The sequence below is a fragment of the Dongia sp. agr-C8 genome (assembly GCF_054658695.1).
The window spans coordinates 1,058,110-1,073,108 of record NZ_BAAGHZ010000001.1 but is presented as its reverse complement, the minus strand read 5'-3'; the positions used below and the strand labels follow the sequence as shown (position 1 = coordinate 1,073,108).

13 protein-coding genes are annotated in these 14,999 nt (G+C 65.6%); 5 read left to right on the top strand and 8 right to left on the bottom strand.

What is annotated here, in order from left to right:
- The first annotated feature begins 7 nt into the window (after positions 1–7).
- Positions 8–871, top strand: coding sequence for a hypothetical protein (locus tag ACYQ4T_RS04910; protein WP_459851162.1), 864 nt, complete (start codon positions 8–10; stop codon positions 869–871).
- An 18-nt stretch (positions 872–889) separates the two neighbouring features.
- Positions 890–1,615: a hypothetical protein gene (locus ACYQ4T_RS04905; RefSeq protein WP_459851161.1), complete on the top strand. Its 726-nt coding sequence runs from the start codon at positions 890–892 to the stop codon at positions 1,613–1,615.
- Between the two features lie 4 nt (positions 1,616–1,619).
- Here the strand turns inward: ACYQ4T_RS04905 and ACYQ4T_RS04900 are convergent, their stop codons facing one another.
- The 8 genes from ACYQ4T_RS04900 to rfbF all read right to left on the bottom strand — a co-directional run bounded on the left by ACYQ4T_RS04900 (position 1,620) and on the right by rfbF (position 8,159).
- Positions 1,620–2,117: an acyltransferase gene (locus ACYQ4T_RS04900; protein ID WP_459851160.1), complete on the bottom strand. Its 498-nt coding sequence runs from the start codon at positions 2,115–2,117 to the stop codon at positions 1,620–1,622.
- 10 nt (positions 2,118–2,127) lie between these two features.
- The gene (locus ACYQ4T_RS04895) at positions 2,128–2,628 is read right to left on the bottom strand and encodes a hypothetical protein (RefSeq protein ID WP_459851159.1); all 501 of its coding nucleotides are present in this window, start codon (positions 2,626–2,628) and stop codon (positions 2,128–2,130) included.
- Position 2,629: 1 nt separating this feature from the next.
- Positions 2,630–3,487 carry a CmcI family methyltransferase gene (locus ACYQ4T_RS04890; protein WP_459851158.1) on the bottom strand — a complete coding sequence of 286 codons (858 nt, stop codon included), beginning with the start codon at positions 3,485–3,487 and terminating at the stop codon, positions 2,630–2,632.
- On the bottom strand, positions 3,484–4,377 hold the full coding sequence (locus ACYQ4T_RS04885; RefSeq protein WP_459851157.1) for an NAD-dependent epimerase/dehydratase family protein: 894 nt from the start codon (positions 4,375–4,377) through the stop codon (positions 3,484–3,486). Before ACYQ4T_RS04885 ends, ACYQ4T_RS04890 begins: the two co-directional genes overlap by 4 nt.
- A gap of 14 nt (positions 4,378–4,391) precedes the next feature.
- Positions 4,392–5,255, bottom strand: coding sequence for a hypothetical protein (locus ACYQ4T_RS04880; RefSeq protein ID WP_459851156.1), 864 nt, complete (start codon positions 5,253–5,255; stop codon positions 4,392–4,394).
- Positions 5,256–5,591: 336 nt separating this feature from the next.
- Positions 5,592–6,143 (bottom strand): dTDP-4-dehydrorhamnose 3,5-epimerase, encoded by a 552-nt coding sequence (rfbC, locus tag ACYQ4T_RS04875; protein WP_459851155.1) that lies wholly within the window; start codon positions 6,141–6,143, stop codon positions 5,592–5,594.
- Complete coding sequence (rfbG, locus tag ACYQ4T_RS04870; RefSeq protein WP_459851154.1) at positions 6,140–7,228, bottom strand: CDP-glucose 4,6-dehydratase; 1,089 nt, start codon at positions 7,226–7,228, stop codon at positions 6,140–6,142. The genes rfbC and rfbG overlap by 4 nt, the downstream gene beginning before the upstream one ends.
- 145 nt (positions 7,229–7,373) lie before the next feature.
- On the bottom strand, positions 7,374–8,159 hold the full coding sequence (gene rfbF, locus ACYQ4T_RS04865) for a glucose-1-phosphate cytidylyltransferase (protein WP_459851153.1): 786 nt from the start codon (positions 8,157–8,159) through the stop codon (positions 7,374–7,376).
- 260 nt (positions 8,160–8,419) lie between these two features.
- Here rfbF and ACYQ4T_RS04860 point away from each other — a divergent pair, with 260 nt between their 5' ends.
- Genes ACYQ4T_RS04860 through ACYQ4T_RS04850 form a run of 3 tightly spaced genes read left to right on the top strand, consistent with a single transcriptional unit; the run spans position 8,420 to position 14,991 of the window.
- Positions 8,420–10,693: a flagellar hook-basal body complex protein gene (locus tag ACYQ4T_RS04860; protein ID WP_459851152.1), complete on the top strand. Its 2,274-nt coding sequence runs from the start codon at positions 8,420–8,422 to the stop codon at positions 10,691–10,693.
- Between the two features lie 29 nt (positions 10,694–10,722).
- A complete protein-coding gene (locus tag ACYQ4T_RS04855; protein ID WP_459851151.1) occupies positions 10,723–12,435 on the top strand; it encodes a flagellar hook-associated protein FlgK in 1,713 nt (570 codons plus the stop codon).
- 9 nt (positions 12,436–12,444) lie between these two features.
- A complete protein-coding gene (locus tag ACYQ4T_RS04850; protein ID WP_459851150.1) occupies positions 12,445–14,991 on the top strand; it encodes a hypothetical protein in 2,547 nt (848 codons plus the stop codon).
- Positions 14,992–14,999: the final 8 nt, after the last annotated feature.

Sequence of the window (14,999 nt, the reverse complement as noted above, 5' to 3'; positions counted from 1 at the left end):
ACCGAGCATGGCCGTGAGCCCCGTGACGAGTGGACTGACCTCGAGCAGCGGCAGCGGCTTGCTTGGCACGTCGTCGTCGAACAGCGGCAGCTCCACCACCTCGAACCTGAACACCGCGCTCTCCGGCAACGCCTCCCAGACCATCGCCGACCAGACCAGCGCGGCGCTGCAGCAGATTTCCGACCAGATCGCGGCCTTGAGCGCCTCGGCCTCCGGTGACGTGCAGGAGTTCGAGAAGACCAGCCAGGACGTCCTCTACGACAACAATGCGACCGCCCGGCAGATCGGCCAGCTCAGCCTGAACTCGACCCGGCTGAACGTCATCAGCGCGCTCAACAAGGCCGACAAGGTCGATACCTTCTCGCTCAACGTCGCGACCAACGGCAGCACCAAATTCTCGATCCTGGTGAACGACCCCAGCAATCCGAACCCGCTGCAGGACTCCAGCGGCAAGGTGCGGGTCCAGATCTTCGCCAAGGGCAAGGGCCTGGTCGCCGACAGCGACGCCGGCGCCGGCCAGGCCAACGACAACTACAAGGCCCTGAAGAACGGCACGTTCAGCATGGCGAGTGGCCAGTACGTGATCCGCGTCACCCGCGCCGACGGCGTCGATACGCAGGCCAAGGGCACCTACAACTACGCCATCCAGATGACCCAGGGCACGCGGTACACCAAGGATTTCACCACCACCGAGCAAGCCTATACCGAAGGCACCGACGATCCCTTCGGGATCGCGAACAACACCAACAGCCCGGCGAACATCCTGACCGACTCCCTGGCCGACGCCTTCAGTCGCATCAACTCGTTGCCGCCGATCGGCACCTCGGGCACCAGCAAGCTGCTCGGCATGATCTACAGCGGCTCATTCTAATTGGAGGAGGCGGCACCCATGACCGCACAGACTTTCGCGCAGCCTTTGCGCATCTTCATCGGCTACGACCATCGCCAGGCGATCTCCTACAACGTGCTGCAGTTCAGCATCTTCCGCCGCTGCTCGAAGCCGGTGGCGATCACCCCGCTGTTCCTGCCGAGCCTGCCGCTCACCCGCACCGGCCTCACCCCGTTCACCTACAGCCGCTTCCTGACGCCGTGGCTGGCCGGGTTCCAGGGCTGGGCGCTGTTCCTCGACCTCGACTACCTCTGCCGCGCCGACGTGGCCGAGCTCTTCGCGATGACCGACGACCGCTACGCGGTCATGGTCTCGAAGAACGCTAAGCGGTTCGAGTGGGCGAGCCTGATCCTGTTCAACTGCGGCCACCCCGCCAACCGCATCCTGACGCCGGAATACGTCCAGGACCCGAAGCAGTGCCGCAACCCGCACGGCATCGACTGGGTGCCCGAGGACCTGATCGGCGACCTGCCGCGCGAATGGAACCATCTGGTCGGCTACGACGCCCCGCGCGAGGACGCGAAGATGGTGCACTACACTCAGGGCATGCCGATCTTCGAAGAGACCAAGGGCAGCGAATACGCCGAGGACTGGAAGAAGGAGCATGCCAAGGCCAACCAGACCATGGGCTGGCAGGATTTGATGGCGCGCTCGGTCCATTCGGCCAAGACCGCCGACGGCCGCATCGTCGCCAAGCTGCATCCCGACGCCAGCAACAACGGCTAAGGGTTCAGGCCGGCTTCTTCCGCCATTTGACGACCTTCGCCGGATTGCCGGCCGAGATCGAATAGGCCGGCAAGGTCCCGCGCACCACCGAGCCCGCCGCGACCACCGCGCCGCGGCCGATCCGCACGCCGTCCAGCAGGACGCTGTTGGCGCCGATCCAGACGTCGTCCTCGATCACGATCCCGCCGCGGCTGGGCGCGAAACCCTGCTTGCGGATGACGACGTCGGGATCGCGGTATTCGTGGTTGGTGGGCGCCAACGTGCAGTTGGCGGCGATCAGCACGTATTCGCCGAGCGTGATGCCGTTGCCGCTGTAGAGCACCGAGCCGGCGTTGATGTAGCAGTTCGGGCCGATCGTCACGTCGCCGCTGCCGCCGGCGACCCGGAGCTTCACGAAGGCGTCGATGAAGACGCCGTCGCCGATCGTGATCCTGGTGCCGCGCACCGAATCCTCGATATCGGCCAGCTTCGAGATCTGCGCGGTCGGCGAGATCACCAGCATCGGCTGCGCGTCACGCCTTGCGACCGTTGAAGCGCACCTTCTCGGCGCAGCCGAGATCGACGTAGAGATGCCGCATCAGCCGCTCGATCTCCTTCCCGTTGCGCTGGTCGAGCCAAGTGTAGCCGTTGTAGCCCGCAGCCGGGCCTTCCGCGACATGCTCGATCGCGTCGTAGAGCTTCACCGCCGGCGTGGCTTCCGCGAGCACCGCTTCCCATTCCTCGGTCGGGGTCTTGCCCCAGATCCAGCGCATCCAGTCGGCCAGCCACTGGAAGATCGAATGGTCGCAGACCAGCGACCCGCCCTTCTGCAGGGCGGCGATATGGTCGGTGATCAGCTTGCGGCGCGCCTGTTTCTGCAGCGCAATCGGCATCTCGTAGAGCGTCTGGTAGCCGTAGCGCTCGCAGGCGGCGCGGCTGGGATCGGTGATGAGGGTCGCCTTATCCTTCGCAGCCAAGTCCTTGGCGAGGGCGGAGACGTCGATGGTCGGCGGCGCGGCGATTACGAGGCGCATGTCACTTCACCCGCAAGAGATAGCCGTTGGGATTGAGCGACATCACGTAGCGCTCGCCCCAGCGGCGGTCCAAGACGAAATCGTCGGTCTCGGTGAGATAGACGTCGGCCGCGGCCTTCGGCCCCTCGTTCGGCACCGGATGGTAGCCCATGACGTCGTTCAGCGAGTCCTCGACCACGAAATAGCCGCCGACATGGACGAAGGGCGCATAGGCGCGGATCTCGCCCAGCACATGCAGCTTCTCATGGTCGGAATCGGCGATCACCAGGGTGCGCTTGCCTTGCGCTTTCTTGCGCACCTGCTCGAGCACGGCTTCGGAGGTGCTCGATCCCTCGATATAGGTGATGCGCTTGTTCTCGGGTGGCTTCGCCTTGGCAAGCGAGATGTCGATGCCGAGCACCTCGCCGTGACCGACCAGGTCGAGGATCGAGGCGAAGAAATGCGTCGCGCCGCCGAACATGATGCCGAGCTCGATGATCACGTCGGGCTTGGTCTCCCAGATGATCTCCTGGTAGACCCAGCAATCCTGCGGCGTCTTGATGATGTCGTGGCCGAGCCACTTCTGCTGCAGCTTGGGCGCGCCGTAGCGATAGCCCTGATGCAGATAGTAGTAGTGGTACATCATGTATTGCCGCAGCGTCATGTCGCCGAGGCGTTCCATGCTGGACTGGTCCTGGAACAGCTTCTCGATCGCGGCGATATGCGGGTTGTTGTGCAGCAGCTTCTGATGCACGCCGGCGCGCTCGCAGTAGTCGCGGCGCGCGTCGGGATCGTCGCTCCGGCCGTTCTCGACCAGGAAGGCGACGTAGCGTTGGGCAATTTCCTTGTCCAACGCGAGTTCGGGGTTGGCGGTGCTCATGCAGTCGCTCCAAGCTGGGAACACTGGCGGATCAGATCGACGATATGGGTCTCGAGGCTGTGCCCGTTGCGCGCACCGACGAAGACCGAGCGGTATTCAAGGGCGGGATCGGTGTCGCCCTTGCCGGCGATCTCGACCCGGCATTTGCGGCCAAGCACGTCGCCGCCCAGCCTCGCGCAAAGCTCGGCAAATTCCGCGACCGTCAGGTCCGCGGTGCCGATCGGGTTGAGGATCGCGACGCCTGGAGTCTGCATGTCCACGAAATCGGCAGCTTGCGCCGCGATCACGTTGGTACCGACGAAGTTGCGGCGGTCGCGCCCGGTGCCGAGGATGCGGATCAATCCGGTCTCGGCGATCGCGCGCGGGAAGGAGAACGGAATCAGCGACCAGCGCCGGAAGCGCAGCGGCTCGCCAAGCGGTCCGAACACCGCACAGGGGCGCAGGATGCGCACCGCGAAACCGGCCCGCGCGGCATTGCGGCGGAAGATCTGCTCGGCGAGGTAATGCGCGAGCGCGTAGTCGCTCAGCGGATTGGCCGGCATGGTCTCGTCGATATGCCCGGTGAGCGCGCCGTAGACATGGGCGCTGGAGACATAGACCATGCGCCTGGCACCGGCTGTCGCGGCGGCCGCGACGAGGCGATCGGTGCCGGAAGCGGCGCGCAAGATCGCGGCCGCGCTGTCGGCCTTCACTTCTTCATCGGTGACGCCGGCGCAATGGATCAGCGCGTCGATCGCGGGGAGCGCCGGCAGCTGCCCGGCGAGGTCGAGGGTGACGGCGTTGCCGGGGCCGCGGCCGAGGGAGACGACCTCGTGGCCGCGCGCGCCGAGCTCGGCGGCGACGGCACTGCCGATCAATCCCTTCGCACCCGTGACCGCGACCTTTGCCAAGCTGCTTCCCGTCTCTACTTCAAGCCGCTGGTGTCGAGGAGCGCCTCGAGGATGGTCTTCATCGGACGCTCGCGCATCATCGCCTGGGCCTTCTCGCCCTGCTGGCGCCACTTGTCGCCGGCGACCAGGTCGGCGACGGCATCCGGCATCTCCTGGGCGGTCGCCAGCCGCGTCATCTCCAGGTAGCCGGCGGGATCCTGCTCGTGCTCGGAGACGATGGCGCAGGCGTTGTTGGCAAGATAGCAGACCCGGAATGAGTTCACGTGGGTGTATTTCTCTTCCTGGACGATGTTGAGCTGCACCTTGGCCCGGGCAATCCGGTCGTTGCGCAGGAAATAGGGGCAGGAATGGTCGGAGGCGCCGCGGAACCCCTTCTGACGCACCGACTGGACGATCTGCTTCCGCCGGTTGCTCATCATGCCGAAGAAGTAGAAGTCGAGATCCTTCTCGCTGCGGTGCTCGATGTCCTCCAGCTTCGGATCCCAGCCCCAGCGCAGGAAATGCGCATTGGCGCCATAGCGCTGATACTCGGTCATGTTGTCCTGGATCACGTCCCAGACGAAAGCCCCCGCCTTCATCGCCGGCAGGTAGGCGCCGAGGAAGTCGGTCTTTTGCGGATTGAAGTTCAGCATGTCCTGCGCAATGACCTCGGTGTTCACATGCGCATGCTTCACGCCGGACTGGGCGATCTTCGGGATCTCGGCGGCGGGGAGGAAATAGGCGCCGACCACGAAATTGAAGCGGTCGCTCTCCAGCGAGAGCCCGTTCAGCACCGCGTCATGGCCGAGGGATTCCAACCCGTATTTCATGGAGAGCAGGAAATCGCGGCGGAGGTGAAACAGCGGCTCCGGGCCGAAATAGGAAATGCCGAACTTCATGACGGTGAGATCACTCTTGCCCCGATCGATACCGCGCCGAAGCAAGGAAGATGCCACGGGCCGCCTAGGCTTAGGCTGTTAAGGTTAACAAAGGGTAAGGCTACCCTACTCGCCCAATTGCAGAACCGGCCCTTGCATTTACAGGAGCCGCGCCGGAGGGCGGTCAATGCGACTAATATATTGCAAAATAACGATAATCTATCCAGCAGAGGCCAGCAGAACCGTCGTTTCGTCCATGCACTGTACATGCAGCTGCGCGTGGAAACGGAACGCCGGCTGCGTTGCGGGAATGATTGTACCCTATATGTTCCAGAACTCCAAGGGCCGGGATCGGCCCTAGAGCTCGACCGGCGCCACGTCCTTGAACAGCGGCCAGGCGGCGTCCTTGGCGGAGATGGTGGGCTCGCCCGGGAGCGGCCAGCGGATGGCGAGAGCGGGGTCGTTCCAGCGCACTCCCTCCTCGGCCGCCGGGGTGTAGAAATTGTCCACCATGTAGTTGACGACGCTGTCCGGCTCGAGCGAGCAGAAGCCGTGGGCGCAGCCGCGCGGGACCAGCACCGCGTTGTGGCGGTCGGCGCGAAGCTCGACTGCATCCCACTGGCCGTAGGTCGGCGAGCCCCGGCGCAAGTCGACGAAGACGTCGAGCAAGGCGCCGCGGGTGCAGCGCACCAGCTTCGCCTCGGTATGCGGCGGGCGCTGGAAATGCATCCCGCGGATCGTGCCGACATTCGCCGACAGCGATTCATTCATCTGCACCCAGCGGGTGGGCAGGCCATGCTCGGCGAAGATCGCCTCGTCATAGGTGCGCATGAAATAGCCGCGTTCGTCGCCGCGGGCCTGCAGCGCGACCTCGACGCTGCCGGGAATCTTCAGCCTGGTGATCTTCACGGCGTCACATCCGAGACATGACGATCGATCTCGGCGAGGCTGGCCTTGGCCATGTCGTCGCCGGCGAGGAAGCCGCGATACCAGGAAACCGAATGCTGTACGGCGGCGGCGACATGCCAGACCGGCTTCCAGCCGAGATGGCGGGCGGCCTGGTGGCTGTCGAGGGTGAGGAAATGCGCCTCTTTCACTTCGTTGTCCCCGCGATGCTCCCAGCGCGCGCCCTCGCCCCAGCCCTTGACCAGATGATCGACCAGGTCGGCGACCGGCGTGGTCTCGGCATCGCCGGGACCGAGGTTCCAGGACAGCAGCTCGGGCGGCAGCTTCTGCGCCGCGGTGCGTTCGGCGATCAGCAGCAGGCCGCGCGCGGCGTCGAGCACATGCTGCCAGGGCCGCACGGCCTTGGGGTTGCGGATGATCAGCGGCTGCTTCGCCGCAAAGGCGCGCACCGCATCGGGCACGATGCGGTCCTCGGCCCAGTCGCCGCCGCCGATGATGTTGCCGGCGCGCACGGTCACCACCGGCACCGGCTGCTCGGCCCGGCTGAAATAGCTGTTGCGGAAGGCCTCGGTCACCAGTTCCGCGCCGCTCTTGCTGCCGCTGTAGGGCTCGTCGGCGCCAAGCGGATCGTTCTCGCGATAGGGCCAGGGCCAGTTCACGTTGCGATAGACCTTGTCGGTGGTGAAGACCACCACGGCCGCAAGGCCGGAAAGGTTGCGCACGGCATCCAGGAGATGCGCGGTGCCCATCACATTGGTGGCGAAGGTCGAGACCGGATCGTGGAACGCCGCGCGCACCAGGGGCTGGGCGGCGAGATGCAGCACGATGCCGGGCTTCGCCTCGGCAGCGGCCTTGGCCAGCGGCGCAGGGTCGCGGATGTCGCCGATGGTGCTGGCGGCGATCCGGTCCGACAGCCTGGCCGCGGCGAAGAAGCTGGGATCGGTCGGCGGGTTGAGGGCGAAGCCGTGGACCTCGGCGCCCAGCTTCTGCAGCCAGAGCGCGGTCCAGCCGCCGACGAAGCCGGTATGGCCGGTCAGGAAGACGCGGCGGCCGCGCCAGAAGGATGGATCGGGGATGGGGTGGGTCATTGCGGGGGGTGGCGCACGGCAGTGTCTTCAGAGCGTTGGATCTTCCATGGCGCATGCTCGAGAAGCGTCACGGCTGCATCAACCCCCTCCCTAGCCCTCCCCCAATCTTGGGGGAGGGGAGTTCTTTGATACCCGCAGGCCGTTGTCACGAGAGCCAGGGCGCCTTGCCCTGCGCGATCAGGCCGTTCAGCATCAGCATCTCGCGGTAGGTGTCCATGCACTGCCAGAAGCCGTCATGGTGATAGGCGGTGAGCTGCTTCTGCCGCACGATCTTCGGCAGCACGTCGTTCTCCAGCACCACGGCGGGGTCGTCGCTGACGTCGGCGAAGGCCTGCTTCTCGAACACGAAATAGCCGCCGTTGATCCAGCCGTTATTGACCTGGGGCTTCTCCATGAAGTCGGAAACCGAGCCTTCCTCGATGTCGATCTCGCCGTAGCGCGACGAAGGGTGCACGGCCGTCACGGTGGCGAGGCGCTTGCAGTCCATATGCGTCTTCAGCAGCGCCGCGCAGTCCACGTCGGCCACGCCGTCGCCATAGGTCGCGAAGAAACGCTCGCCCTTGACATGCTTCAGGGCCTTTTTGATACGACCGCCGGTCATGGTGTCCTGGCCGGTATCGGCCAGCACGACCTCCCAGTCTTCCGCCGGCTCCTGGCCGATGATCTGGACGTCGTTCCAGCGCAGCGAGACCACCACGTCGGCGTTGCGGTAACGGTATTGGAGGAAATAGTCGCGGATCATCTCGCCCTTATAGCCGAGGCAGAGGATGAAGCGCCGGACGCCGAACTTGGCGTAGCGCTGCATGATATGCCACAGGATCGGCCGCCCGCCGATCTCGACCATCGGCTTCGGCTTGAATTCCGTCTCTTCCCGGAGCCGGGTGCCCTGGCCGCCACAGAGAATGACGGCCTCCATCTCATGCAGATTCATAAGTCCTCGCGGCAGATATGCGCGAATCGGTACGCAATGACTGTGCCATATGCGGTGAGTCGTGGCCAACTTCGGACAGCGCGAACCGGAGCCAACAGCAGTTCTTGCCGAACTTCGACCGGGCACATTCTGCCGCCCGGCCCGGACCCGCCACGTCAATCATTTGATAACCCTTGGGAAACCGCGCCTCCGCGAGTTGGCCCGGCAGTTGCTTTATCCGTCCGACACCTGACGCAAGGTTACCCAAGGCGAGGCCTTCCATGAGCATTCTCGGCGCGATGTTCACCGCAGTGAGCGGGTTGAACGCACAGTCCCGGTCCCTCGGCAATATCTCGGACAACATCGCCAACTCCCAGACCGTCGGCTACAAGAAGGTCGACACCCGGTTCTCGGATATCATCACGATCTCCAACAAGAGCCTGAACCTGCCGGGTGGCGTCGTGGCCTCGCCCTATTACGCCAACGCGCTGCAGGGCAACATCAACCAGACCCAGAGCTCGACCAACCTCGCGGTCAGCGGCCAGGGCTTCTTCGTGGTCAGCCGCCCGACCTCGCAGAACGGCACGCTCACCACCTTCAGCGCGCTGCCCTACTACACAAGGGCCGGCGACTTCGAGGTGAACCGCGACGGCTACGTGGTCAACGGCGGCGGCTATTACCTCAACGGCTGGACCGTCGACCAGACCACCGGGGTTCCCGACACCGGCTCGCTCGCCCCGATCCAGATCACCCAGCTGACCACGCCGCCGACCCCGACCTCGCAGATCGAAGTGGTCGGCAACCTGCCGGCGACCTCGATCGTGAACCCGGACCCGGCGCTGGCGCCCACCAACGTCAAGGTCTACGACGCGCTCGGCAACCCGCACACGATCAGCATGACCTGGGTCAAGCGCGCCGACAACATCTGGAACCTCGACATCACCGCCGCCGACAGCACGCTCGATCCGGTCGCCGGCAACATCAGCGGGACCAACGACCAGACCGCGGTCGCCGCCAATACCACCGCCAATGTGCCGGGCGTCGCCCAGGTCGAAACCGTCACCGTGGCGCCGAACGGCCTGCCGCCGGGACGCACCCTGACCTATACGATCGGCGCGAATACCGTCACGGTGACGGCCCCGGTCGGCGGTTATACCGGCGCCCAGCTCGCCACCGCCTTGGCCGCGCAGATCAACGCCAGTGCCGGCATGTCGGCGGTCGTCACCGCCGGCAACGTCGTCGGCAACACGCTGGACGTGACCGCGGACGTCGCCGGCACGCCGTTCACCGGCACCTTCGCCGGCAACGGCTCCGGCCAGATCGACAGCGTCACGATTCCCGGCGCGCTTATCGCCGGCGATGTGCTCGCCTTCGACGTTGCCGGCAGCGGCGCGCCGCAGATCAGCGTGACCGGCCCCATGACCGTCGCCGCCGCGCGCACCTCGCTGATCAACCAGGTCAACGCCCTGGCGCTTGGCGTCACCGCCATCGCCGATCCGAACAATGCCAGCCGCATCCTGATCCAGTCCGATACCGCGGGTGGCCTCTTCGCCGCCGCGGCGCCGGACGGCACCAACACCCTTGCCGGCGTGACCTACACCACCAATCCGCCGACCGCGACCGCCAACACCGTCGCCAACGTCATACCGGTCGCCCAGGTCGATACGATCACGCTTGGCGGCACCGTCGGCCCCGGCGAAATCGGCGACACCTGGAGCCTCACCATCGGCACCCAGACCGTCACCTACGTTAACGACGGCACCGAGACCAGCCTGGCCGACATCGCGACCGGCTTCGCGGCACGGATCAACGCCGCGAGCGGCCTGCCGGTCACCGCCACGGTCGTCGGCAGCCAGGTCGTGCTGACCGCCAAAGTCCCGGGCACGGCTTTCGCCGAGACCGTGACGGCGGTCAACGGCAACGTGCCGGGCTTCATCGACATCACCTTCGGCGAGACGCCGACCACCGCCGGCACCATCGTCGGCATCAGCAACCAGTACAATCCGTCCGGCGACGCCACAGTGCCGGCCTCGCAGAACGCCAACGACCCGGCGATCATCACCTTCACCGTCGACTACGGCTCCGGCCCGCAGGTTGTCGAGCTCGATCTCGGCCGCTTCCAATCGACCGACGGCCTGACCCAGTTCTCCGGCACCCAGGTCGATATCCAGCGCCTCTCCCAGGACGGCCTGCCGCAGGGCCTGTTCACCGGCATCAACATCGGCGACAACGGCGACGTCGAGCTCAACTACGACAACGGCGCCAGCACGGTCTACTTCCGCGTGCCGCTGGCGCAGTTCTACGACCCGACGGCGCTGAAACGCGAGAACGGCCAGGCCTTCACCGAGACCTTCGACAGCGGCACCGCCCGCATCACCAACCCGGGCGCCAGCGGCGCCGGCACGGTGCGTTCGAACGCAGTCGAGGGATCGAACGTCGATATCGCCGAGGAATTCTCGAAGATGATTGTGACCCAGCGCGCCTATGCGGCGAACGCCCGCGTGATCACCACCGCGGACGACATGCTGCAGGAAGTCATCAACATCAAGCGGTAACCGGTAGGTTCGGGTAGGAAGCAGGCGAAATGTCGCTCACAGCCGCACTCAATTCGGCGGTCTCGGCGCTCCGGGTCAACCAGGCCCAGGTGCAATTGGCTTCGTCCAACATCGCCCATGCCCAGGATCCGAACTACACGAAGAAGAGCCTGAAGACCGAGTCCGTCACCTTCGGCAACGGCCAGGTCGGCGGCGTGATGATCTCGGGCTATGCGAGCACGCTCTCGGTGACCTTGCGCAAGCAGGTCGAGGCGCAGACCGCGACCTCGGGCGCCAGCGCCGCGACCAACGACTATATGGCGCGGATCCAGGACTTGCTCGGCACCAGCGCCGACCAGTCGAGCCTCACCAAGGCGATGAACTCATTCCTCAGCGCTTGGCAGGACTTCCAGGCGGAACCTGATTCCGCCGCCGCGCAGCAGGCAATCATCGGCGCCGGCTCGCAGATCGGCGACGAGATCCACCGGATCGCCGCCGGCATCGACCAGATCGACACCGACGTCCGCACCGACACCGCCAGTTCCGTGGACCAGCTCAACGATCTGCTGAAGCAGCTGTTCCAGGTCAATCTGCAGATGAAGACCGCCCAGACCGACAGCTCGGCCTCGGCGGATCTCATGGACCAGCGCGACAATCTGGTGAAGCAGATCGCGAAATACGTCGATGTGCGCACGGTCGAGCAGGACGACGGCTCGGTCTCGCTGTTCACCGCCGCCGGCCTGCAGCTGCTCGACGGCCCGCCCAGCCTGTTCGCCTTCGACGGCACCAACGTCATCCGGGTGAGCGACGGCGCCGCGATCAACAACCAGCTCTCCGGCGGGCGCATCCATGCGCTCTTGAATTTCCGCCAGGATTCCTCTTCCAGCGGCAAGCCGGTCAGCATGGATCCGGGCACCGAGGTGATCCGCAAGCTGCGCGCCCAGCTCGACATGATCGTCGGCGCGCTGACCACCACCGCCGGCACGCCGCCCAGCCTTTCCGCCGCCTACAACGCCGCCGGCACCAGCCAGCGCGTCTCCGCCTCGTTCCAGACCACGGTCACGCCGACGCCGACCCAGGCGCAATACAGCACGGTCAGTTTCAGCGGCGCGCTGCAGACCGGCGACATCTTCACCGTCACCGTCCAGGGCAAGAATTTCAGCTACACCGCAACCGACGGCGACAAGAGCCTGGACCAGATCGCGGCGCAGCTCTCGGCCCAGATCAACGCCGACACCACGCTCGGCATCACCGCGATCCCCGGCACCGCCTCGCTGCAGCTGGTCGGCAACAATCTCGGCCAGTCGTTCACCGTGCAGACCACGGTCAACAACCAGATCCCCGAGCTCGACGGCAACCTGTTCACCGGCAGCAACCGCTACGATTTCCAGATGAACGCCGCGCTGCTGAACGGCTCGCTGCAGCTGAAGAAGAACTCGGCCGCCGAGGTGGTGAACGCGATGACCACCACCGACCGGAATTTCCTCGCGACCGGGATCGCGCTCACCAGCGTCTCCTATTCCAGCATGATGAGCGGCGTGGTCGGCAACTCGATCTCGGGCGCGAAGATGCTGAGCGACCAGGCGAAGTTCGACAGCGACGCGCTCAGCATGTCGACCCAGCGCTACCAGTCGGATACCGGCGTCAATCTCGACGAGGAGATCGCCAACCTCCAGGTGCTGCAGAACGCCTATGCCGCTTCCGCCCGCCTGCTGACGGTGGTGCAGGAGATGTTCGACACGCTCGAGCAAGCGGTGCGCTAGGAGATCATCATGGCCATCAACGCATTCAGCTCCTACGCGGTCTACCTCAGCAACCTGAACGGCTTCAAGAACCTGCAGGGCTCGCTGAACGAGCTGACGCAGCAATTGGCCTCCGGCAAGAAGTCGCTGAGCCTGGTCAACTACGGCTCCGACGGCCAGAGCCTGCTCGGCTTGCGCGCCGAAGCCACCAAGCGCCAGAGCTATATCGATTCGATCAACGCCGCCTCGACCGACGTGAAGAGCTACGACAGCATCTTCAGCCAGATGGAGAAGATCGCCTCGGACATGTTCCAGGCCTTCACCTCGCCGGATTCCGATCCGCCGACCAAGCAGGTCAACACCATCCAGTTCAGCGGCGACGTCGGCGACACCGGCGACATCTACAAGCTGTCGGTCGACGGCACCCTGTTCACCTATGTGACCAACGGCACCGAAGGCAGCTTCGACGAGATCGCCGGCAACATCGCCAACCAGATCAACAGCCATGTGCCGGCATTGAAGGTCACCGCCAAGGCCAACGGCGAGCAGTTGATCCTGACCGGCACCCTGCCCGGCCCGCAGTTCCAGGTCACCGCCTCGGTCACCAACGTCTCGGGCGGCGAGGACAACACCATGGTCTCGACCCTGACCACGGCCGGCAAGATCTCGCCGATCATCGCCCAGGTCAGCGGCAACCTCACCACCGTGCAGACCTTGCTCAACCAGCAGGTCAACGGCCGCTATCTGTTCGGCGGCGTCTCCTCGAGCGCCCAGGCGCCGGTGGTGGACCTGACCCGGCTGCCGGATCCGACCGGCAGCAAGAACGCCGCTTCGACCGCGACCACGATGCAGCTCGCCCCCGGCACCATCGTGCAGCAGATGCGGGTCACCACCGACGATCTCGGCGCCCTGCAGAGCGAGACCTTCACGGTCAACGGCAACAACTTCACCGTCAACGGCCCGCTGACCGCCCAGCAGGTCGCCAACCAGGTCGCGACCTATTACGGCGGCCTGCCGGCGCTGACCGGCGTCGTCAACTTCACCGATGTCGACGCCACCGGTTTCACCATGACCGCGGTCACCCCGGGCACCGCCTTCACCAGCAGCCTGACCGGCAACGACCCGACGCCGTCGGTGATCTCGACCGTGCAGCCGAACGTGCCCTTGGGCGGCAACCAGGTGGATGTCGCGACCTTCAGCGGCCCGATCGGCACGATCGGCGAGGAATTCAGCGTCACCATCACCGACCCGCCGTCGCACACCTCGCCGGTGACGATCACCTATCGCACCACCGGCGAGGAAACCGGCATCGACGACGTGGTCAACGGATTGATCGCCAAGATCGCGGCGACGCAGCCGCCGTTCTCGGTGACCACCGCCAACCTCGGCGGCGGCCAGCTGCAGCTCACCAACGCCACCGCCTTCACCACGACCTCGGCGGTGGAGAACAGCGCGACGGTGAAGACCACCCAGCGCACCGTGGTGCCGGTCGCCCAGCAGGACCTGGTCGGCTTCCCGGACCTCAAGGGCGACAACGGCGACATCTACACGATCAACTTCACGGCGCCGGTGGCCGGCCCCTTCACCGTCACCACCAATTCCTACGACACCGAAGCCGATATCGCGGCGAAGTTCGTGTCGCAGATCAACGCCGCGGCCATCGGCGTGACGGCATCGGTCAAGGACGGCAAGCTGCTGCTGAAGTCCGACACGCCGGGCACCGCCTTCACCTATACGGCGGCCCTCACCACCGATGTCGGCCAGCCCAGCCTCAACCCGACCACCACGACGCTGGTCGCCAACATTCCCGCCGGCGCCACGCCGCAGACCGACCAGGTGACCTTGTCCGGTCCGGTCGGCCGGGTCGGCGACGTCTACGAGATCACGGTCAACGGCCGCACGGTGCGCTACACCACCGACGGCAGCGAGGCCGACATGGATCAGATCGCGGTCAACCTCGCGGCGCAGATCAACGCGGCCAACCCGCCGATGGCGGCGACCGCCCTCCCCGGCCCGGTCGGCTCCGGCCAGGTCGTCATCACCGGGACGACCGGCGGCGTCGCGCTGACCACCGAGGCCAAGGTCGCGCGGCCGCAGGTGATCGGCGACCCGAAGCCGACCGATTACAACGTGCACCAGGCCATGGGCGACAGCGACCGCGCCTGGGACCGTTCGCAGATCACGATCGCCGACCAGCTGACCATCGACTACACGTTCTCGGCCAACGCGCCGGCGATCCAGAAGATGATCATGTCGCTGCGGATCGCCCAGTCGGCGGTCACCGATCCCGACACCTACCAGACCAAGATGACCCAGGCGCAGTCGCTGATGAAGGACGCGCTGAACGGGCTGCGGGCGCTGCATTCCTCCAACACGGTCAACGACACGCTGATGTCGGCGACCACGCTGGCGCACCAGACCCAGATCAGCGTCTCGGTCGACAGCAGCGACAAGATCGAAGGGGTCGACAAGAACGAGGTCGCCGCCAAGGTCCAGGCGGCGCAGACCCAGCTCGAAGCGGTGTTCAGCGTGGTCGGCACCACCGGCCGGCTGTCCCTGGTGAACTTCCTGACGTGAGAACGGCA

Coding starts and splice junctions, on each gene's coding strand:
- ACYQ4T_RS04895 (WP_459851159.1), bottom strand. CDS start 2,628: ATGCGCCTCGTAATCGCCGCGCCGCCGACCATCGACGTCTCCGCCCTC.
- rfbG (WP_459851154.1), bottom strand. CDS start 7,228: ATGACCCACCCCATCCCCGATCCATCCTTCTGGCGCGGCCGCCGCGTC.
- rfbF (WP_459851153.1), bottom strand. CDS start 8,159: ATGAATCTGCATGAGATGGAGGCCGTCATTCTCTGTGGCGGCCAGGGC.
- ACYQ4T_RS04905 (WP_459851161.1), top strand. CDS start 890: ATGACCGCACAGACTTTCGCGCAGCCTTTGCGCATCTTCATCGGCTAC.
- ACYQ4T_RS04900 (WP_459851160.1), bottom strand. CDS start 2,117: ATGCTGGTGATCTCGCCGACCGCGCAGATCTCGAAGCTGGCCGATATC.
- ACYQ4T_RS04855 (WP_459851151.1), top strand. CDS start 10,723: ATGTCGCTCACAGCCGCACTCAATTCGGCGGTCTCGGCGCTCCGGGTC.
- ACYQ4T_RS04860 (WP_459851152.1), top strand. CDS start 8,420: ATGAGCATTCTCGGCGCGATGTTCACCGCAGTGAGCGGGTTGAACGCA.
- ACYQ4T_RS04890 (WP_459851158.1), bottom strand. CDS start 3,487: ATGAGCACCGCCAACCCCGAACTCGCGTTGGACAAGGAAATTGCCCAA.
- ACYQ4T_RS04850 (WP_459851150.1), top strand. CDS start 12,445: ATGGCCATCAACGCATTCAGCTCCTACGCGGTCTACCTCAGCAACCTG.
- ACYQ4T_RS04910 (WP_459851162.1), top strand. CDS start 8: ATGGCCGTGAGCCCCGTGACGAGTGGACTGACCTCGAGCAGCGGCAGC.
- ACYQ4T_RS04880 (WP_459851156.1), bottom strand. CDS start 5,255: ATGAAGTTCGGCATTTCCTATTTCGGCCCGGAGCCGCTGTTTCACCTC.